The 15,159-nt window shown below is 50.0% G+C and carries 14 protein-coding genes; 4 read left to right on the forward strand and 10 right to left on the reverse strand.

Going from position 1 to position 15,159, the window contains the following annotated elements:
* Nucleotides 1–68 precede the first annotated feature (68 nt).
* Entirely contained in the window at nucleotides 69–1,361 is a 1,293-nt protein-coding gene (aroA, locus tag MKX74_RS17015) for a 3-phosphoshikimate 1-carboxyvinyltransferase (protein WP_341179200.1), read from the reverse strand.
* 174 nt (nucleotides 1,362–1,535) lie between these two features.
* On the opposite strand from aroA, the gene MKX74_RS17020 reads away from it, so the two are divergent.
* The gene (locus MKX74_RS17020) at nucleotides 1,536–1,841 is read left to right on the forward strand and encodes a rhodanese-like domain-containing protein (protein WP_025681730.1); all 306 of its coding nucleotides are present in this window, start codon (nucleotides 1,536–1,538) and stop codon (nucleotides 1,839–1,841) included.
* Nucleotides 1,842–1,932: 91 nt separating this feature from the next.
* Here the strand turns inward: MKX74_RS17020 and MKX74_RS17025 are convergent, their stop codons facing one another.
* The 3 genes from MKX74_RS17025 to MKX74_RS17035 all read right to left on the reverse strand — a co-directional run bounded on the left by MKX74_RS17025 (nucleotide 1,933) and on the right by MKX74_RS17035 (nucleotide 4,978).
* Complete coding sequence (locus MKX74_RS17025) at nucleotides 1,933–2,451, reverse strand: shikimate kinase (RefSeq protein ID WP_341179201.1); 519 nt, start codon at nucleotides 2,449–2,451, stop codon at nucleotides 1,933–1,935.
* 190 nt (nucleotides 2,452–2,641) lie between these two features.
* Nucleotides 2,642–4,048, reverse strand: coding sequence for an NADP-dependent phosphogluconate dehydrogenase (gene gndA / locus MKX74_RS17030; protein WP_025681731.1), 1,407 nt, complete (start codon nucleotides 4,046–4,048; stop codon nucleotides 2,642–2,644).
* A gap of 330 nt (nucleotides 4,049–4,378) precedes the next feature.
* Entirely contained in the window at nucleotides 4,379–4,978 is a 600-nt protein-coding gene (locus tag MKX74_RS17035) for a hypothetical protein (RefSeq protein ID WP_018887505.1), read from the reverse strand.
* A gap of 375 nt (nucleotides 4,979–5,353) precedes the next feature.
* Here MKX74_RS17035 and MKX74_RS17040 point away from each other — a divergent pair, with 375 nt between their 5' ends.
* Entirely contained in the window at nucleotides 5,354–6,004 is a 651-nt protein-coding gene (locus MKX74_RS17040) for a YktB family protein (protein WP_341179202.1), read from the forward strand.
* Between the two features lie 190 nt (nucleotides 6,005–6,194).
* On the opposite strand, the gene MKX74_RS17045 is transcribed toward MKX74_RS17040, so the two are convergent.
* The gene (locus MKX74_RS17045) at nucleotides 6,195–7,457 is read right to left on the reverse strand and encodes an MFS transporter (protein WP_341179203.1); all 1,263 of its coding nucleotides are present in this window, start codon (nucleotides 7,455–7,457) and stop codon (nucleotides 6,195–6,197) included.
* A gap of 189 nt (nucleotides 7,458–7,646) precedes the next feature.
* On the opposite strand from MKX74_RS17045, the gene MKX74_RS17050 reads away from it, so the two are divergent.
* Nucleotides 7,647–9,122, forward strand: coding sequence for an aminotransferase class I/II-fold pyridoxal phosphate-dependent enzyme (locus tag MKX74_RS17050; RefSeq protein ID WP_018887502.1), 1,476 nt, complete (start codon nucleotides 7,647–7,649; stop codon nucleotides 9,120–9,122).
* Nucleotides 9,123–9,332: 210 nt separating this feature from the next.
* Here the strand turns inward: MKX74_RS17050 and MKX74_RS17055 are convergent, their stop codons facing one another.
* Together MKX74_RS17055 and MKX74_RS17060 are read right to left on the reverse strand one after the other, a co-directional pair.
* A complete protein-coding gene (locus tag MKX74_RS17055; RefSeq protein ID WP_341179204.1) occupies nucleotides 9,333–9,644 on the reverse strand; it encodes a DUF1292 domain-containing protein in 312 nt (103 codons plus the stop codon).
* 81 nt (nucleotides 9,645–9,725) lie between these two features.
* Nucleotides 9,726–10,283, reverse strand: coding sequence for a copper amine oxidase (locus tag MKX74_RS17060; RefSeq protein WP_018887500.1), 558 nt, complete (start codon nucleotides 10,281–10,283; stop codon nucleotides 9,726–9,728).
* Nucleotides 10,284–10,548: 265 nt separating this feature from the next.
* Here MKX74_RS17060 and MKX74_RS17065 point away from each other — a divergent pair, with 265 nt between their 5' ends.
* Nucleotides 10,549–11,295 (forward strand): MBL fold metallo-hydrolase, encoded by a 747-nt coding sequence (locus MKX74_RS17065; RefSeq protein ID WP_341179205.1) that lies wholly within the window; start codon nucleotides 10,549–10,551, stop codon nucleotides 11,293–11,295.
* A gap of 186 nt (nucleotides 11,296–11,481) precedes the next feature.
* Here the strand turns inward: MKX74_RS17065 and MKX74_RS17070 are convergent, their stop codons facing one another.
* The 3 genes from MKX74_RS17070 to MKX74_RS17080 form a co-directional block, all read right to left on the reverse strand.
* Nucleotides 11,482–11,925 (reverse strand): GNAT family N-acetyltransferase, encoded by a 444-nt coding sequence (locus MKX74_RS17070; RefSeq protein ID WP_341179206.1) that lies wholly within the window; start codon nucleotides 11,923–11,925, stop codon nucleotides 11,482–11,484.
* A 170-nt stretch (nucleotides 11,926–12,095) separates the two neighbouring features.
* Nucleotides 12,096–14,165 carry a glycosyl hydrolase 115 family protein gene (locus tag MKX74_RS17075; protein WP_341179207.1) on the reverse strand — a complete coding sequence of 690 codons (2,070 nt, stop codon included), beginning with the start codon at nucleotides 14,163–14,165 and terminating at the stop codon, nucleotides 12,096–12,098.
* A 245-nt stretch (nucleotides 14,166–14,410) separates the two neighbouring features.
* On the reverse strand, nucleotides 14,411–15,055 hold the full coding sequence (locus tag MKX74_RS17080; protein WP_341179208.1) for a class D sortase: 645 nt from the start codon (nucleotides 15,053–15,055) through the stop codon (nucleotides 14,411–14,413).
* Between the last annotated feature and the right edge of the window lie 104 nt (nucleotides 15,056–15,159).

A 15,159-nucleotide genomic window follows, 5' to 3' on the forward strand; every position in this document is an offset into this window, starting at 1 on the left:
TGTGCCTGTTACATCCTCTCTATTATCTCACAAGGAAAGGCTTGTCACTATGAATTATTGTGCCCGAATTATTGTACCCACTCAACATCGGCTCCAAGCGCAAGCAAATGATCAAAATATTGCGGGTAGGATTTGGCCACATGATGTGCATCCTTAATTCGTAACGGTTGTGCCGCTCTCAGACCGACCACAGTCAAAGCCATAATGACACGATGATCGAAATGCGCATTAATCTCCACCCCACCTGGAACACCTTCCGGGGTACCGTGGACAATAATTTCGGCCTGACGCTCTTCTACATGTGCCCCTGCTTTCTTCAGCTCGTTCAGATAGTCCGTAATCCGGTCACATTCCTTGTAGCGCAAATTCTCTACATTGTAGAAGCGGGAGGTGCCTTCGGCAAAGACAGCCGCCGCAACCATTGCCAGCACAGCATCCGTCGCCGCATCTCCATCGAACTCTACCGCCTTCAGCTTACCATTCCCCTGAATACGCACCACGTCGTTCTCATGTGTCAAAGGAACCTCCATCATCTGCAGTACATCAACAATAGCACGCTCACCTTGCTTGCTGTGCTCCATGAGCCGCTCTACAGTTACGTCAGAATGAGTAACCGCTGCTGCTGCCAAAATGGCTGCACTGCCCGGATAATCCCCTTGCACAGTGTATTCACGAGCCTTATAGGACTGACGGCCAGGGACGTCGAAGGACATGTAATCCTCACTGGCATGGACTGTGATTCCTGCCTGCTCCAGCACCTCCAGCGTCTGGCCAATGACCACTTTGGATTTGAGGTCATGCAGCACTTCAATGTGACTGTCCTCCTCCAATAGCGGCGTCAAGAACAGGAGTGCACTTAAATACTGCGAGCTGACGGAACCCGATACACGGATATGACCGCCCTTAGGCTGACCTCCCCGAATACGAATAGGCAAGCGTCCTGCCTGATGCTCCACCTCTACCCCCATCTGCTCCAAGGCCTCAATCAGGTCCAGATGAGGACGTTTGCCGAGCGATTCAGGGTATGTGTTCACGAAGGTCACATCCGGCAGCAGCGCTGCTGTCCCCATCAGAAAGCGTAATACAGCCCCTGCGTTGCCCACATTCAGTTCCGTCGCAGGATGGGGATTACGTCCAAAGCCTGTAATGACGATCTTCTCGTCATCCTCTTCCAGCACAGCTCCCAGGTCCGCAATACAGCGGCGCATAGCGTCACTATCCTCACTGTGTGCAGGGAAATGAATCGTGCTCGTGCCTTCTGCAAGAGCAGCTGCGAGTAAATAACGAGTTGTATAGTTCTTGGAGGACAGCGCTCCGAATTGACCCTTCAAGGAGGGAGTAGGTTTTACGATAACATCCATATACAATGCGCCCCTTATTTATAGTTTGGTAAGCCGTGGAATGAAGTGCTCCGTTGACAGCACAGACATGGCTTGGATATCATAAATGCCATGAGATATATCACAACCATTTGCGAAAAATAGCAGTGAAATTATCTCAAATGACATGAAATCAAACGAAATGAGGTCCGAACGATGACACAGATTGCCGAAATCGAGCCCTCTGTATTACGCCAGCGTCTCCAGGCCGGCGAGCGTCTGCAAATGATTGACGTCCGCGAGGATGAGGAAGTAGCAGCAGGCATGATTGAAGGAGCGAAGCATATCCCCCTCGGGCAAATTCCGGATCGTATCACGGAGATTGAGAACACGGGTGAAATTATCTTCATCTGTCGCAGTGGCTACCGTAGCGAACGTGCCTGTGAGTACCTGCAGCAGCATGGTTATAATGGCTGTACCAATATGGTAGGCGGCATGCTGCAATGGAATCAAGAGCAATAGGTTCGATACAGCCTTCTATAGTCTCACAAAAAGAAGAGCGGTTAAGCCGCCCTTCTTTTTCATGGGACGCTCCACTTACTCCCCTAAAAGCTTAGACGCGGTACTGTGTTAAAATGTCAGAAGCTACTTCAGCAGCGCTACGCCCTTCTGTGTTGATCGTGACATGAGCGAATCGATAAGCATCCTTGCGCTCTTCCATCATCCGTCTAACCTTCTCCTCAACATTACCAGCTAGTAAAGGTCGCTCTGTGTTTCCTTGAATCCGTGCGACAATCGACTCCAACGATGCGGTCAAGGCCACTACCAACCCTCCTGCAAGCATAGCCTCACAGTTGTCTGGACGGAGTACGGCTCCCGCCCCTGTAGCGATAATCTGATGCTGGTTCTTCACGACCCGGCACAAGCAATCGCACTCGGCCTGTCTGAAGTAAGCCTCACCCTCGTCGGCGAAGATGTCCACGATCGGTCGCTGCTCGGTACGCACGATCTCAGCATCAATGTCGACCAGCCTGTAATTCAGCCTCTGAGCCAGCAATTCAGATACCGTGGATTTCCCGGTGCCGGACAGCCCGACTAGAATAATATTCGAAAATTGCTCTTTATGACTCACTGTGACACCTCTTTTGGCTCTAAACTTTTCATATCATACCACAGGCCCGAAAGATTAGACAATCCACCGACAGGATACCATGAAAAACCCTGCCGCCAAAAAAGCAGCAGGGCCTAGTTTTAGTAAGTCAGAAGTCGGGAGCTATTCGCCCCTGGCACACTACAGCTATCCTAGCTGTAAAGCAGCCGTATTAGAACCATTGATGATGGAATACGCCTTCCTTGTCCACACGCTTGAAGGTATGGGCTCCGAAATAATCACGTTGTGCCTGAAGCAGGTTCGCAGGCAGACGCTCTGTACGGTAGCTGTCATAGTAAGCAAGTGCGCTGGAGAAGCCAGGTACAGGAACACCATTAGCAACGGCAACAGAAATCACTTGACGCCAAGCGTCCTGATAGGATTCTACAACATTTTTGAAGAACGGATCCAGCAACAGGTTTTTGAGTGCAGGGTCCTGATCGTAGGCATCCATGATGTTTTGCAGGAAGCGAGAACGGATAATGCAGCCGCCACGGAAAATCATTGCGATTTTGCCGTATTTAAGATCCCAGCCGTATTCATCGGAAGCTGCACGCATTTGAGCAAAGCCTTGAGCGTAGGATACAATCTTGCTGGCGAACAGCGCCTTGCGAACATTCTCGATGAACTCCTTCTTATCTCCGGTGAACGCTGGTGCGGTAGGTCCGCTCAGTACCTTGCTTGCCGCCACGCGCTCTTCCTTCATAGCCGACAGGAAGCGAGAGAACACGGACTCTGTAATCATGGACAGCGGTACGCCGAGATCCAGCGCGTTTTGGCTTGTCCATTTACCAGTACCCTTCTGTCCGGCAGCATCCAGAATGACATCTACCATAGGCTTACCTGTCTCTGGATCATACTTGGAGAAGATGTCAGCGGTAATCTCAATCAGATAGCTGTCCAGCTCGCCCTTATTCCATTCGGAGAAGATTTCATGCAGCTCTTCTGCACCTACGTTAAGTACAGATTTCATCAAATGATAAGCTTCGCCGATCAATTGCATATCACCGTACTCGATTCCGTTATGAACCATCTTCACATAATGGCCTGCGCCATCCGTACCGATATATGTACAGCAAGGATCACCGTTCACTTTGGCCGAGATCGCTGTCAGGATCGGCTCTACCAGCTTGTAGGCACTTTCCAGACCGCCTGGCATGATGGAAGGTCCGTTCAGTGCACCCTCTTCACCACCGGATACGCCGGTACCGATGAAGCGAATGCCTTTGGCCTCCAGCTCTGCGCTGCGACGTTGAGTGTCAGGGAAGTAGGCGTTACCGCCATCTATAATAATATCTCCTTCGTCCAGATGTGGCAGAAGTTGTTCAATCGTAGCATCTGTTGCCTTGCCAGCCTGAACCATGATCAGAATCTTGCGCGGGGATTCCAGGGAATTCACGAATTCTTCAATAGTGAACGTGCCTGTCAGGTTCTTGCCCTCCGCTTCCTTGAGCAGATCATGTGTCTTCTCGGAGGAACGATTATATACCGAGACCGTGAAGCCTTTGCTTTCAATGTTAAGAGCCAGGTTTTTGCCCATTACGGCCAGACCAATAACACCAATTTGCTGTTTTGCCATCTGGTTTCTCATCCTTTGCACATATATTTTTTTATTCAAGCATTTGCATATGCGCATGCTATTACATTACATTTTAACGTTTTTGCGTGTAGAAGTGAACCCCTGCCTGTTACAGGACTGCTTGTACAACTTACAATGCCTCTTCGAGACCGGACTTAGTCGTATTTTGTATTTTCAAAGACTACTTATACTCGCTTACGCTAACCAGCGCCTAAGTAAAGCTTACTTGTACTGATCCCTCCCCAAGCAAAAGAATAGCTGTCGGTCATCCCGACAGCTCTCCAGTTGAGTTCATGTGCTTGTGCCTTTACCTGCTAAAGCGTTCCTTGCTCATCCTTCCAGCATCATAAGCTGTCTGGCTAACGGAACCAGCTCTGTGCGGCATCGTTCTGCCTTGAGATCATCGCCTTCCCGAAGCGCAACCGACAATCGTTCCAGATGATCGTCAATTTCCATCGTCAGTAGCTGCAGCCGCTCTTCCCCCTCGCACGAGTTGAACATTTCCTCCATTTCCTCGGCAGACAGAACGGGTCCCTTCTGGAACAGAATGCGCTGCTTGAAGCCTGTGACCTCAACGAGACGAATCACTTCTCCGAACAGAATGTTCTCCACCAGAATATGATGATCCTTGAACCGTTTGACGACAGCATGTCCGCGTGTCACCTCGATCAGCTTTTCCAGCCATTCTGCCAATTTTGTATCCCGAATCATGTAATCCCCCGCCAGCTTATAATCGCCTGTCCGAAGCTGTTGGAAACGGAGCTTGACGAGCTTGCGTCCTGTTCTGACCGAGAGCACGAGATAGGATTCGTCCTCGCTCCAGTACAGAGAGTACCCCTCCTGAATAAGGTCCTTGATTAAATTGTGGATGTGCCGGCGGCTAAACCGGAGCTCCAAATTGCAGTATTCCACTTCGCAGCCCTTATTCACGGCAATCCCTCCTTCTTAAGGTTCGGATCAGCCTCGGCTGCGCAATGGCTGCTCAGTCTGATCGTATCCTTGCTCTATTTTATACTTCATCATATGTAAGGGTACTTGGTTATTTGACTAAATTTCAGCAGCTTGCTGCTCATATGGCTATATATTCTATGACTAAGCTGCCTCTTGTTCTGAATTCCAATGATTCATGAAGATAGATCCAGCGCTGAGCCTTGAACTTCATCATATCTTCAGGCACGGAGCGTCAATAAAAACTATCGCATATGCTATACTTATCGTTATGAGCTGCTACCAAAACACTGAACAGACACTGAATGATCATCACGCGAATTGCTTGATGTGACAGGAATATACAGGAGGTACAGGATGACATTTCGTGGATTTGAAGAGAAGGATTTTGATGTATTTGAAATTCCCGGGCTTGAAGCCAGAATGGAGGTACTCATCGAGCAGGTCAGACCTAAGCTTGAGCTACTTGGTCAGGAATTGACTCCCTACATGACCGAGCTGACTGGCGAGCAGATGTATCCGCACATCGCCAAGCACGCACGTCGTACGGTGAATCCGCCGAAGGATACCTGGGTTGCCTGGGCAGCTAATAAGCGCGGCTACAAGGCCTATCCGCATTTTGAAGTAGGTATGTTCTCTACTCATGTCTTCATTGTCTTTGCCATAATCTATGAAAGTCCCAACAAAGTAGTGTTCGGTGAGCAATTGAAGTCTCACATTGATGACATTCCTGATATCGTTCCGGGGCATTATTATTGGTCCATGAACCATATGTCTCCTGAGGGAACTCCTCAATCAGACACGGGACCAGAAACACTGCTCGAAATAGCCGACAAGCTGAGCCGAGTCAAAAAATCCGAGGTCGTCTGCGGCATTCGCCTAGAGCGGGGTGATGCGCGCCTGCGTGACGGACAAGAACTATTGTCTCTCATTCAGTCCACCTTCAAGCAGCTGCTGCCCCTCTACAAGATGGCATTCACTTTGGCAGATGACCTCGCCATTAGCTGATAAATACAAGAGCTCCTATAGCTACAGCTATGCAGTATCAAAGGCACATCGACATGATCAGCACCTCGGCATGAAATGAAGCTTCCGATTGTGGGCTCCAACGAATACAGCCCCTGAAATCGCGCTCTAGCGACTCAGGGGCTGTTCGTAATGAGACTTCCATGAAGATCGTCATGAGGTTGAGAACGGTCTAGGATGGATCACTGCGTCGTGGCTTGCGAAGAGGATTTCGGGCTAATGCGAAATGACAGCAGAACAAGAGCAGCATCCCTGCACCTGCGAGCAGAAACGGTGAGGCATGGCCTGCCCGATCCCACATCAGACCAGAAATGATGGGACCTACGACCAGACCAGAACCCTGTAACGTCAAAAAGAAGCCCCAGATCGTGCCACGCTCGCTCTTGGGAATCAAGCTGGCAATGAAAGCATTCCAGGCTGGCAGGATGAGTGCGTAGCTGAACCCGATAACGCCGACCGCAATAAAAATATGCGGAAGAGCTTTAACCTGAAAGAACACCAGCAGGGTAAGACCTGCCAGCATGAATCCAATATGCAAAAACACCCTCGGGCCAAAACGATCCACTAGCCGCCCACAAGGAATAAGCGTGATAGCCGTTACCGCCCCACCAGCTACGAGCAGCACGCTATACATGTTGGGAGATAGACCGAGATCGGTGCGCGCGTACAGCGTCAGCACAGGGCTCAGCACACCGATGACAAAGGATTGCAGAAACAGCGCCGGATAGATCAACCGATTCACGTGGAGATGATGCCGCACGAAATCCAGCGTTTCTCTAATACTGTCCATGAGCTGATCCACTCGCCCACCGCCGTCCGAACCCGATACTGTCAATACAGGCTTCCTGCCAGGCAGCAGCATGGAGACCAGCAAGGCAAGAATGACGCTTCCAGTCAACACCATGAACACGACTCCGTATTCGTGGCCCGAATGAGAGGCAATATAGTTCATAATGATGGGGCCAAGGCCTGTGCCGCTCAGGAGAGCGATCTCCAGCGTACCCATCGCACGCCCGTTGCTATTGGTCGGCCCAGATATTTCAGTCGTACCCGTCATGGCACAGGGCCACAGCGGAGAGGTTCCCATGCCCAGCAACAAGCAGGCCAGCACCAGCATGAGTGGTGAGGTGAAGAAGGCCAGCATCAGGACCGACAGCAAGGTCACAATAAAGGCCGCGATCATCGTGCCTCTGTAGCCGATACGCTCTGCAATCCAGCCTGCAGGCGCCCGGAACAGATTGTCACCCAAGTACTGAAGCGAGAAGGCGATGCCAATGACACCTGCAGATAGCCCCAAGGAGTCTCCCATATATATAGGAAGGATCGATACCAGCAAGGACCCTTTCAGAAATTCGACCAGAAATACCAGTATCCACAAAGACACAAAAAATGGAGACCAGAGCCTTCTGGCATTTGCCGTATGCACAGCACTCATCCACTTCACATCCTAAGCAGTTTAATTTCACAATTGTTTGCTTGCATTCCGTTCTCATTTTGCTATACTCAATTTTGTTTAATAATTAGGTATTGTATCAGGAAGCACCTTATCATTTCAAAACTATAACTCACACGCGAAGCCGGCAGACTGCCGACAGCGTCAACAAGAAAGGTTGTGACAGCACTAATGGATCATCGCCAGACCCCGCTTTTCTCGGCTCTAAAACAACATGCGGAGCGTAATCCGGTACAATTTCACATTCCAGGTCATAAGAAGGGACTAGGCACAGACCCGGAATTTCGAGAGTTTATTGGAGATAATGCTCTTTCCATAGATTTGATTAACATTGCCCCGCTTGATGACCTCCATCAGCCAACCGGGGTTATTGAGCAGGCCCAAAAGCTTGCAGCCGATGCGTTCGGAGCCGACCATACTTTCTTTAGCGTCCAAGGGACAAGCGGAGCGATCATGACGATGATTCTGTCCGTGTGCTCACCGGGTGACAAGATTATTGTTCCGCGTAATGTGCACAAATCAGTAATGTCTGCGGTTATTTTCTCGGGTGCTAAGCCAATCTTTGTGTCTCCTGCACAAGACGAGAATCTCGGTATCGACCACGGCATTACGACAAGCTCGGTCCGCCGCGCTCTGGAGCGCCATCCAGACGCCAAAGGCGTATTGGTCATCAATCCAACCTACTTTGGCGTGTGTGCCAACCTGAAGGAGATCGTCGATCTGGCCCACAGCTATGACGTCCCCGTACTGGTGGACGAGGCACACGGAGTGCTTATTCATTTCCATCCCGAGCTTCCAATGTCGGCCATGCAGGCCGGTGCGGATATGGCAGCTACAAGCGTGCACAAGCTAGGCGGCTCCATGACACAGAGCTCTGTACTGAATCTGAATACCAAGAACGGCTATATCAATCCTTACCGGGTACAGACGATTATCAGTATGCTGACAACCACATCCACTTCATACATCCTGCTGGCATCGCTGGACACCTCGCGTCGTAATCTCGCATTGAACGGCTTTGAGATGGCGCAGCAGACCATTGAGCTTGCAGAGCAGGCTAGACGGGCTATCAACGAAATTCCTGGCCTCTACTGCTTCGGCAACGATATTCTAGGCTCGGAGGCAGCATATGATCATGACCCGACCAAGGTCACCATCCACGTACGTCACCTTGGCGTAACTGGCTATGAGACGGAGAACTGGCTGCGTGAGCACTACAATATCGAGGTTGAGCTCAGCGATATGTATAACATTCTGTGCCTGGTTACACCTGGTGATACACAGGATTCTATAAATATATTGCTGGAGGCACTGCAGGCACTGTCTGATAAATTCTATCCAGATGGCCAAGTCAATGAAATGATTGTGAAGATTCCGGAGATCCCACAACTATCCCTCATTCCGCGTGATGCTTTTTATGCAGATACTGAGGTGATTCCATTCAAGGAATCGGCTGGCCGAATCATTGCTGAATTCATTTATGTGTATCCTCCTGGTATTCCAATTCTGCTTCCAGGTGAAGTCATTACTCAGGAGAATATCGACTATATTGTCGACCATGTTGAGGTTGGCCTCCCTGTGAAAGGTCCCGAGGACCGCTACATCAATCAGGTCAAGGTCATTGTCGAGGCTGATCCGATTTTCTAACTGTAAGATGATCATTGTGCGAGCAAGACATAGCACCACCAAAGATTAGAGCAGCCGAGAGCTGCTCTTTTTCTCGTAAAGGGTTAGGGCCGCAGTTAATTGGTTCAATTCGAACTGTTGAATGTGCCTGCAATTGAAAATTTACACTTAAATAAAAAGCCCCCGCTAAGCGGGGACCCTAATATCCGGCCTCTGTAGCCGGTCATGGGATTATTCGTACTGAGCAACGAGCTCGTTGTACGCTTCTTCCACACGTTTCCATTCTTCTTCATCTTCAATATTATAAAGCATCATCTCTTCGTTCTCTTCTTGTAAACGAAGAATAATGCCGTCTGCTTCCGGATTGCCGCGTTCGAGTAGCAGTGCATAGACCTTGTCTTCAACATCAAAAGTCTCTACCAATACCATCTCAACATCGTTACCTTCTTCATCCGTCAGAGTGAGCACCATTTCTTCATGCTCGTGATCATGATCATGGTCGTGTCCACAGGATTCGCCGTGTTCATGCTTGTGGTCAGTCATGGATATACCTACCTTCGGTTAATATTGTCCTTCATGTGTATGGTAACATGTCAGCCAAGTAAGGTCAATTTTTGCCAAGTATCAAGATTCAAGCGCTGTAATCACCTTTTCAGAGATCAGCACGAACGGTCCATCCTTGGACTCCTGAATATAGAACCCTACCCGATACTTCCCTGCTTTCTTGAAATCATAGGTGAAATCAGCCGTCCTGAACCAGAAGTTATCCTTCTGCTGGTCCTTGATCTCCTGGCTCTGTATGTCCTTCACATTCCCGTCCGGATCAGCAATCGCGATCTTCACAGCATATGCATTGGTCTGCAGACTGTCTACCTGCGAGAACACATTGAACTTCAGCTTACCTTTATTGACATTGCCAAAAGGGGTGTCCCCTTTGAACAAAAAGATATGCACATTCGGCTGTTCAAATATCACTTTGCCGGTAGCCGGATCAAAGCTGACGATACCATTAAAGTCACGAAGCGGTACGTAGGTCTTGCCCTCAATGACGACCCCACCGTCCTTCGCCTCTTCCCCGTTGATTATTAAACGCACCTGATCCTTGCTAGGCTCAGCCGCGAGCGTAGTTCCACCGAAGAGTGAAAACAACATCGCCATGCACAGCACTTTTCTCCATTTCATCCCGTTATGTCCCTCCACTCAACATCTGTTGTTGTACATTTATACTGCAAAACAGGCCACAAGTTGCGCTAGCTGTCCACAAAAATGACACTTTTGACATCTTCACTTGGGAACAGCAGAACAGTCATGCTACACTGTCAATATAGACCGCTGACTAGCTGGTCCAAGGATCAGTTTGCAGCTTGTATTCCAAGGTTATTTTAATGGAGATTGATGGTGCAGAACCATATTATGAACCTATCCATTTGAGGGAGGATATCGACGAATGAAACTGCAAATGCTGGGAACAGGCGGAGCCTTCGCCAAGACCTACTTCAACAACAATGCACTGCTGGACAGTGGAAGCGGCAAGCTGTTAATAGATTTTGGAATTACAGCTCCTCAGGCCATGTATCAGCTCCAGATCCCATTAACTGAGCCGGACGCGGTTCTTATTACACATATTCACGGCGATCATGTAGGCGGGCTCGAAGAGCTTGGCTTCCGCATGAATATTGTACATGGACGCAAGCCGATTCTGTACATAGCAGAGAGCCTTGTCCAGCCGCTCTGGGATCATACGCTGCGGGGCGGCATGCATCAGGATGGATATATCGAGCGCATTACGGATGTATTCGATGTGAGGCCACTCACCCCCGGATCTCCAGCCGAACTTGTTCCTGGTATTAGCGTCGAGCTAATATCTACTCGCCATATTCCAGGTAAGGATAGCTATTCCTTGCTCATCAATGAAAAAATCTTCTACAGTGCAGATATGACATTCCATCCCGAGCTGTTAGAGAGACTCGTTCGCCAGCAGGGATATCGTCTGATCCTGCATGAGGTGCAGCTCATCGGCCACGGTGCGGTGCATACGACGTTGGATGAACTCCGCTCTCTTCCTGAGGATATTCAGGAGAAAATCTTTCTGATGCACTATGATGATAGCATGGAGCAGTTCCGTAACCAGGCGGGTGTCATGAGGTTCCTTGAGCAACACCGGATGTATGATACAGATGACATGATACGCTAGACCGCCTTTACAGACTGGTCGTATGTGAGCACCAAAAGCCGCAGCTCCCGTTCAGGAGACTGCGGCTATTTTTGTATCGCTAAATGTACTGACACAGCACACGTAGTACTCAATCAATCATCTTGAATTTTTGCGGCTAGCTCGCTCTATCACTTAAATCCGTGCTCAAACTGATTTCGTCGTGCTCTAAAGCTCCTTTCGCATCCGTACGTGCGGAATACCCGCATCATCGAAGGGCTCATCCGATATCGTAACATAGCCCAGCTTCTCATAGAAGCCGAGAGCCTGACATTGAGCATCCAGCAAGGCAAATTGAAGCCCCAGCTCTCTAGCTCGCTGCTCTAGCGCCAACAGGATTACGCGCCCATAACCCTTGCTCCGGTGCTCCTGCAATACAGCTACCCGCTGCAATTTCGCTGTAGCGTCATCATAGTAGATAAGACGGGCTGTTGCAACAGCTGTACCACCCTCTAACACGAGTAAATGGTGGACCTGATCCCCTAACTGGTCGTACCCATCAATCTCTTCCTCCAGTGGAACGTGCTGCTCCTCCACGAAGACCTCCTTGCGGATCTTCAATGCCTCTTCCAGTTGCTCTTGTGTAGAAATGCTTACAATCTCTGCTGCCACTTCTGATCCTCCCAGCCATAATCAGTAAATTCAATAAGTTGTTTGTACTATGATCAATTACTTTTACTTTGATCAGCTACTTTGACTCCTTAAAGAAACCGTATATCGGGCATTATAAATGGCTGGGGCTGAAGATGCAAAACATCCATCATAGGAGACAACAAGTTAGCCTATAGAACCTCCTCAAGTCTTCGTGCAAGCTCATCATCTGGAAGCGGATTTCGATGGGTATTTTCGAGATAAATATATTTCTCGGTCTCCGGCATCAAAAAATCCTTGTACCAGCGGAACATATCCGGGCTATCCCCCTGAATGCGCACAAAGCGGCGGGCCGTATCCGCATGGCCAATTGTATTGTCGATATTCGTCAACCAATCGGCTCGGTAGAAATGCTCCCAGCGTCCCTGTGCAGCATGCTCCAGCGCCTGCTTGCCCTCGCTGTAGCTCCACACTGCATGAGAGGCTTGTATGAAGGAGCGCGGGTTATCTCCCGCCTTAAAGTATTCGTATGCCTGGCACAGATATGCCAGCCCTTGACAGCCGCTCCGATGCAACTGCAGCTGAACCTGCAGCTGTGTCTCCAGCCTCCATCGCTCATCTGGCGGTAGCTGCTCCAGAATCTCAGCACATTGTCGTTCCAGACGCTCCCAGCGTGGAATGGCCTCCTCTGCCTTGCTGCGGAACCAACGCACCTGCTCCAGCAAGGAGGGAGCTTCGACTGCCCAATTCAGGCTGTCCTTGCCCTGCTGTTGTCCGCGAAGCCAGTGCCCTATGATATCCCTCGCCGCATGATGATAGAATTCATCTCCTGCCCGGTCATCCGCGTGCGGACCGTACTTGATCGTGCTGGAAGCATACTGCTCATATAACGCTGCGATCTCATGCTGACACACCGTATAATTGCGGGCAATAAAGGCCTCCAGATGCTCGCGCTCACTTACCTTCCCACGCTGCCACAGCTCAGCGACTAGGTCCAACATATATAAATGAGGTAAAATATTTCCCGAATTCACCAGCAGATAATCGCTGGCTCCTGCTGCAAAGGCTTGTCCCAGCTCATCTGCAATAAGTGATGATGGTGCAGGGAACATGGTCAGATGATTGGAGGCCTGCAGATCATGAAAGGTCACATGATAGTAGACGCCATGATGCCCCTTATCCTCCGGCGCAGGCAAGGCGGCTACACGATGATTGGTAGAGCCATGTCGTCTGGACACCATCTTGCCATACCCATTGTCCGCCCATATTTTGATCACGCGATGAGGAACCTCAATATGCCCTTGCTTATACAGCTCCGCAATCTCTCCATACATCGCCATACAGCAGACCGGATGCTCTACATATTCATGCAGCATGTCATACTGCTTGCGAACAACACTGGAGATCAAGGCCCCTCGTGCGGCAGGTGTATCGAAGCTGGGATCATCCTCCCAGAACGGCTTGTCCCCCTGCCCCCGGAATGACAGCACCCAGAGGATCTTGTCATGCCTTTGCCGCTCGATCGCCTCCCGCCAGAGCTGCTCGAACAGCTCCGGATGCTCCTTATAACTCGGTGCCTTGCCAGGGAACGCACGCAGGAACATTTCTGCTCCAAGCGGCTCCGCGTGATGATGCGTCACCCACAAGCCCATATCGACCGCCAATTGATGATGAATACCCGTTCGTGGTAAATCGGTACCTGGAATGACCATGTTTCCTCCACAGCGCAGTAATGCCTCGAAGACTGGCAGCCATACCTCCTCGCCTGGCGGGTATTCTTCCTTCCAGCCGATCAGACAGACCTCGTCGTTCACGAACCAGCCGCGATACCGTACACAGGGCTGTTCAGATTCATAATCCTCCGCAGCCACTTCAATCAGCTCCCTAGAGAGCGGCTCCAGCTCGGACCAGAACCAGAAAGGATCTACACCAAGCACTTTGTGGCTATAGCGAAGTAGCCCGTAGATTAGTCCCAACTCGTCTCTTCCTACGATCTCCAGTACCGTTCCATGCGCCTCTTCTCGATAGTGAAGGCTGTACGACTCCGGCCACGAAGGGCAATCGTCCTCACCCTCTGCATAGCGGACAATAACGACTGGCGCTCCTGTCCCTCCTGCCGCTTGAGTCAAAGGTGGTGCTCCAAATACCGCTTGATGATCCCTCTGAATCATCCGCCAGACATGCTCAATGGGCTTGGTGTGCTCTACCTGTATATCATATACGCTCGCTGCTGAAATTCGCAGATTTGAAACCCCTTTCAAATCTAGTCATCTCCTCTCCTCTTAGGGACCATAGACATCTTGTATGTCATTCTGGAATGCCTGACTCAGAAGCCATATTATGTAGTAATCTATCTACTCTGGAAGCGCTCTACACAAAAATGATATCACAATGTACTACGCAGCAGCAAAGGTTAACATGCTTAAATGCAAACAAGCCTGCAGCTCATACCACAAGCTGATGTCGCAGCATGGCATGGTGCAGGCGAAGCTATTTACATTCATAATTACGTCTTGTGAATACTTGCCTGGACGATCACTCGTTGCTTACCGTTCGGAGTGCATGTGATCAGTGTCAACATGGCCTCATTCTCCCGATCCGCTAGAACAGATAGGTCACTTGGCTCGACGATCGTAACCCGATCAACGATGTACTCGAACTTCTCTGTAGCTGTAGAGGCCAGGATGGAATCACCCACACGGACCTCATCCAACCGATTGAATAGCCTTCCCTCCGCTCTGGCGCGATGTGCCGCAATCGCTGCATTACCACCAGTACCGACCGGTGCCGTCTCACTCATGTGAGCGGCGGCGTAACGCATATTCGACTGGGTCGCTCCTTCCAGCACGGGCAGCTTCAGTTCGATCACTGGGATCTCCAGAACAGCTACCGGGATATCACCATTAACAGCATTGAATGCATCAGAATCCACAAGTGGAGCCTCAGCTACTGCATCTCCCTCCAGCATGGCGGAGACGTTCGCAAATTCATTCACGAGGGATGGCTTGAGCTTATGCTGCCCAGCCTCCCATTGCTCTGCCTTCAGCATCAGTTCATTCTGCTTGTGATCGTTGAACCAGCGCATCAGGGAAGGACTTAGCATGATGAGCACTCCTAGTACAATCAAGCCATATGGCAGCAAGCGCCGCATTGATCTCCATCCTTTCATGAGTACATCACAATTACAGGTGGTATCGTATATAGATTAAACTTAAGATGTTAAGAGTTCGGGTCCGTGCAACTACAGCGAACGTT

It is taken from the genome of Paenibacillus sp. FSL K6-1230 (genome assembly GCF_038002385.1).
GTDB classification, from domain to species: Bacteria; Bacillota; Bacilli; order Paenibacillales; family Paenibacillaceae; genus Paenibacillus; species Paenibacillus massiliensis.

Coding starts and splice junctions, on each gene's coding strand:
- aroA (WP_341179200.1), bottom strand. CDS start 1,361: ATGGATGTTATCGTAAAACCTACTCCCTCCTTGAAGGGTCAATTCGGA.
- MKX74_RS17020 (WP_025681730.1), top strand. CDS start 1,536: ATGACACAGATTGCCGAAATCGAGCCCTCTGTATTACGCCAGCGTCTC.
- gndA (WP_025681731.1), bottom strand. CDS start 4,048: ATGGCAAAACAGCAAATTGGTGTTATTGGTCTGGCCGTAATGGGCAAA.
- MKX74_RS17040 (WP_341179202.1), top strand. CDS start 5,354: ATGACATTTCGTGGATTTGAAGAGAAGGATTTTGATGTATTTGAAATT.
- MKX74_RS17045 (WP_341179203.1), bottom strand. CDS start 7,457: ATGAGTGCTGTGCATACGGCAAATGCCAGAAGGCTCTGGTCTCCATTT.
- MKX74_RS17050 (WP_018887502.1), top strand. CDS start 7,647: ATGGATCATCGCCAGACCCCGCTTTTCTCGGCTCTAAAACAACATGCG.
- MKX74_RS17055 (WP_341179204.1), bottom strand. CDS start 9,644: ATGACTGACCACAAGCATGAACACGGCGAATCCTGTGGACACGACCAT.
- MKX74_RS17060 (WP_018887500.1), bottom strand. CDS start 10,283: ATGAAATGGAGAAAAGTGCTGTGCATGGCGATGTTGTTTTCACTCTTC.
- MKX74_RS17065 (WP_341179205.1), top strand. CDS start 10,549: ATGAAACTGCAAATGCTGGGAACAGGCGGAGCCTTCGCCAAGACCTAC.
- MKX74_RS17080 (WP_341179208.1), bottom strand. CDS start 15,055: ATGCGGCGCTTGCTGCCATATGGCTTGATTGTACTAGGAGTGCTCATC.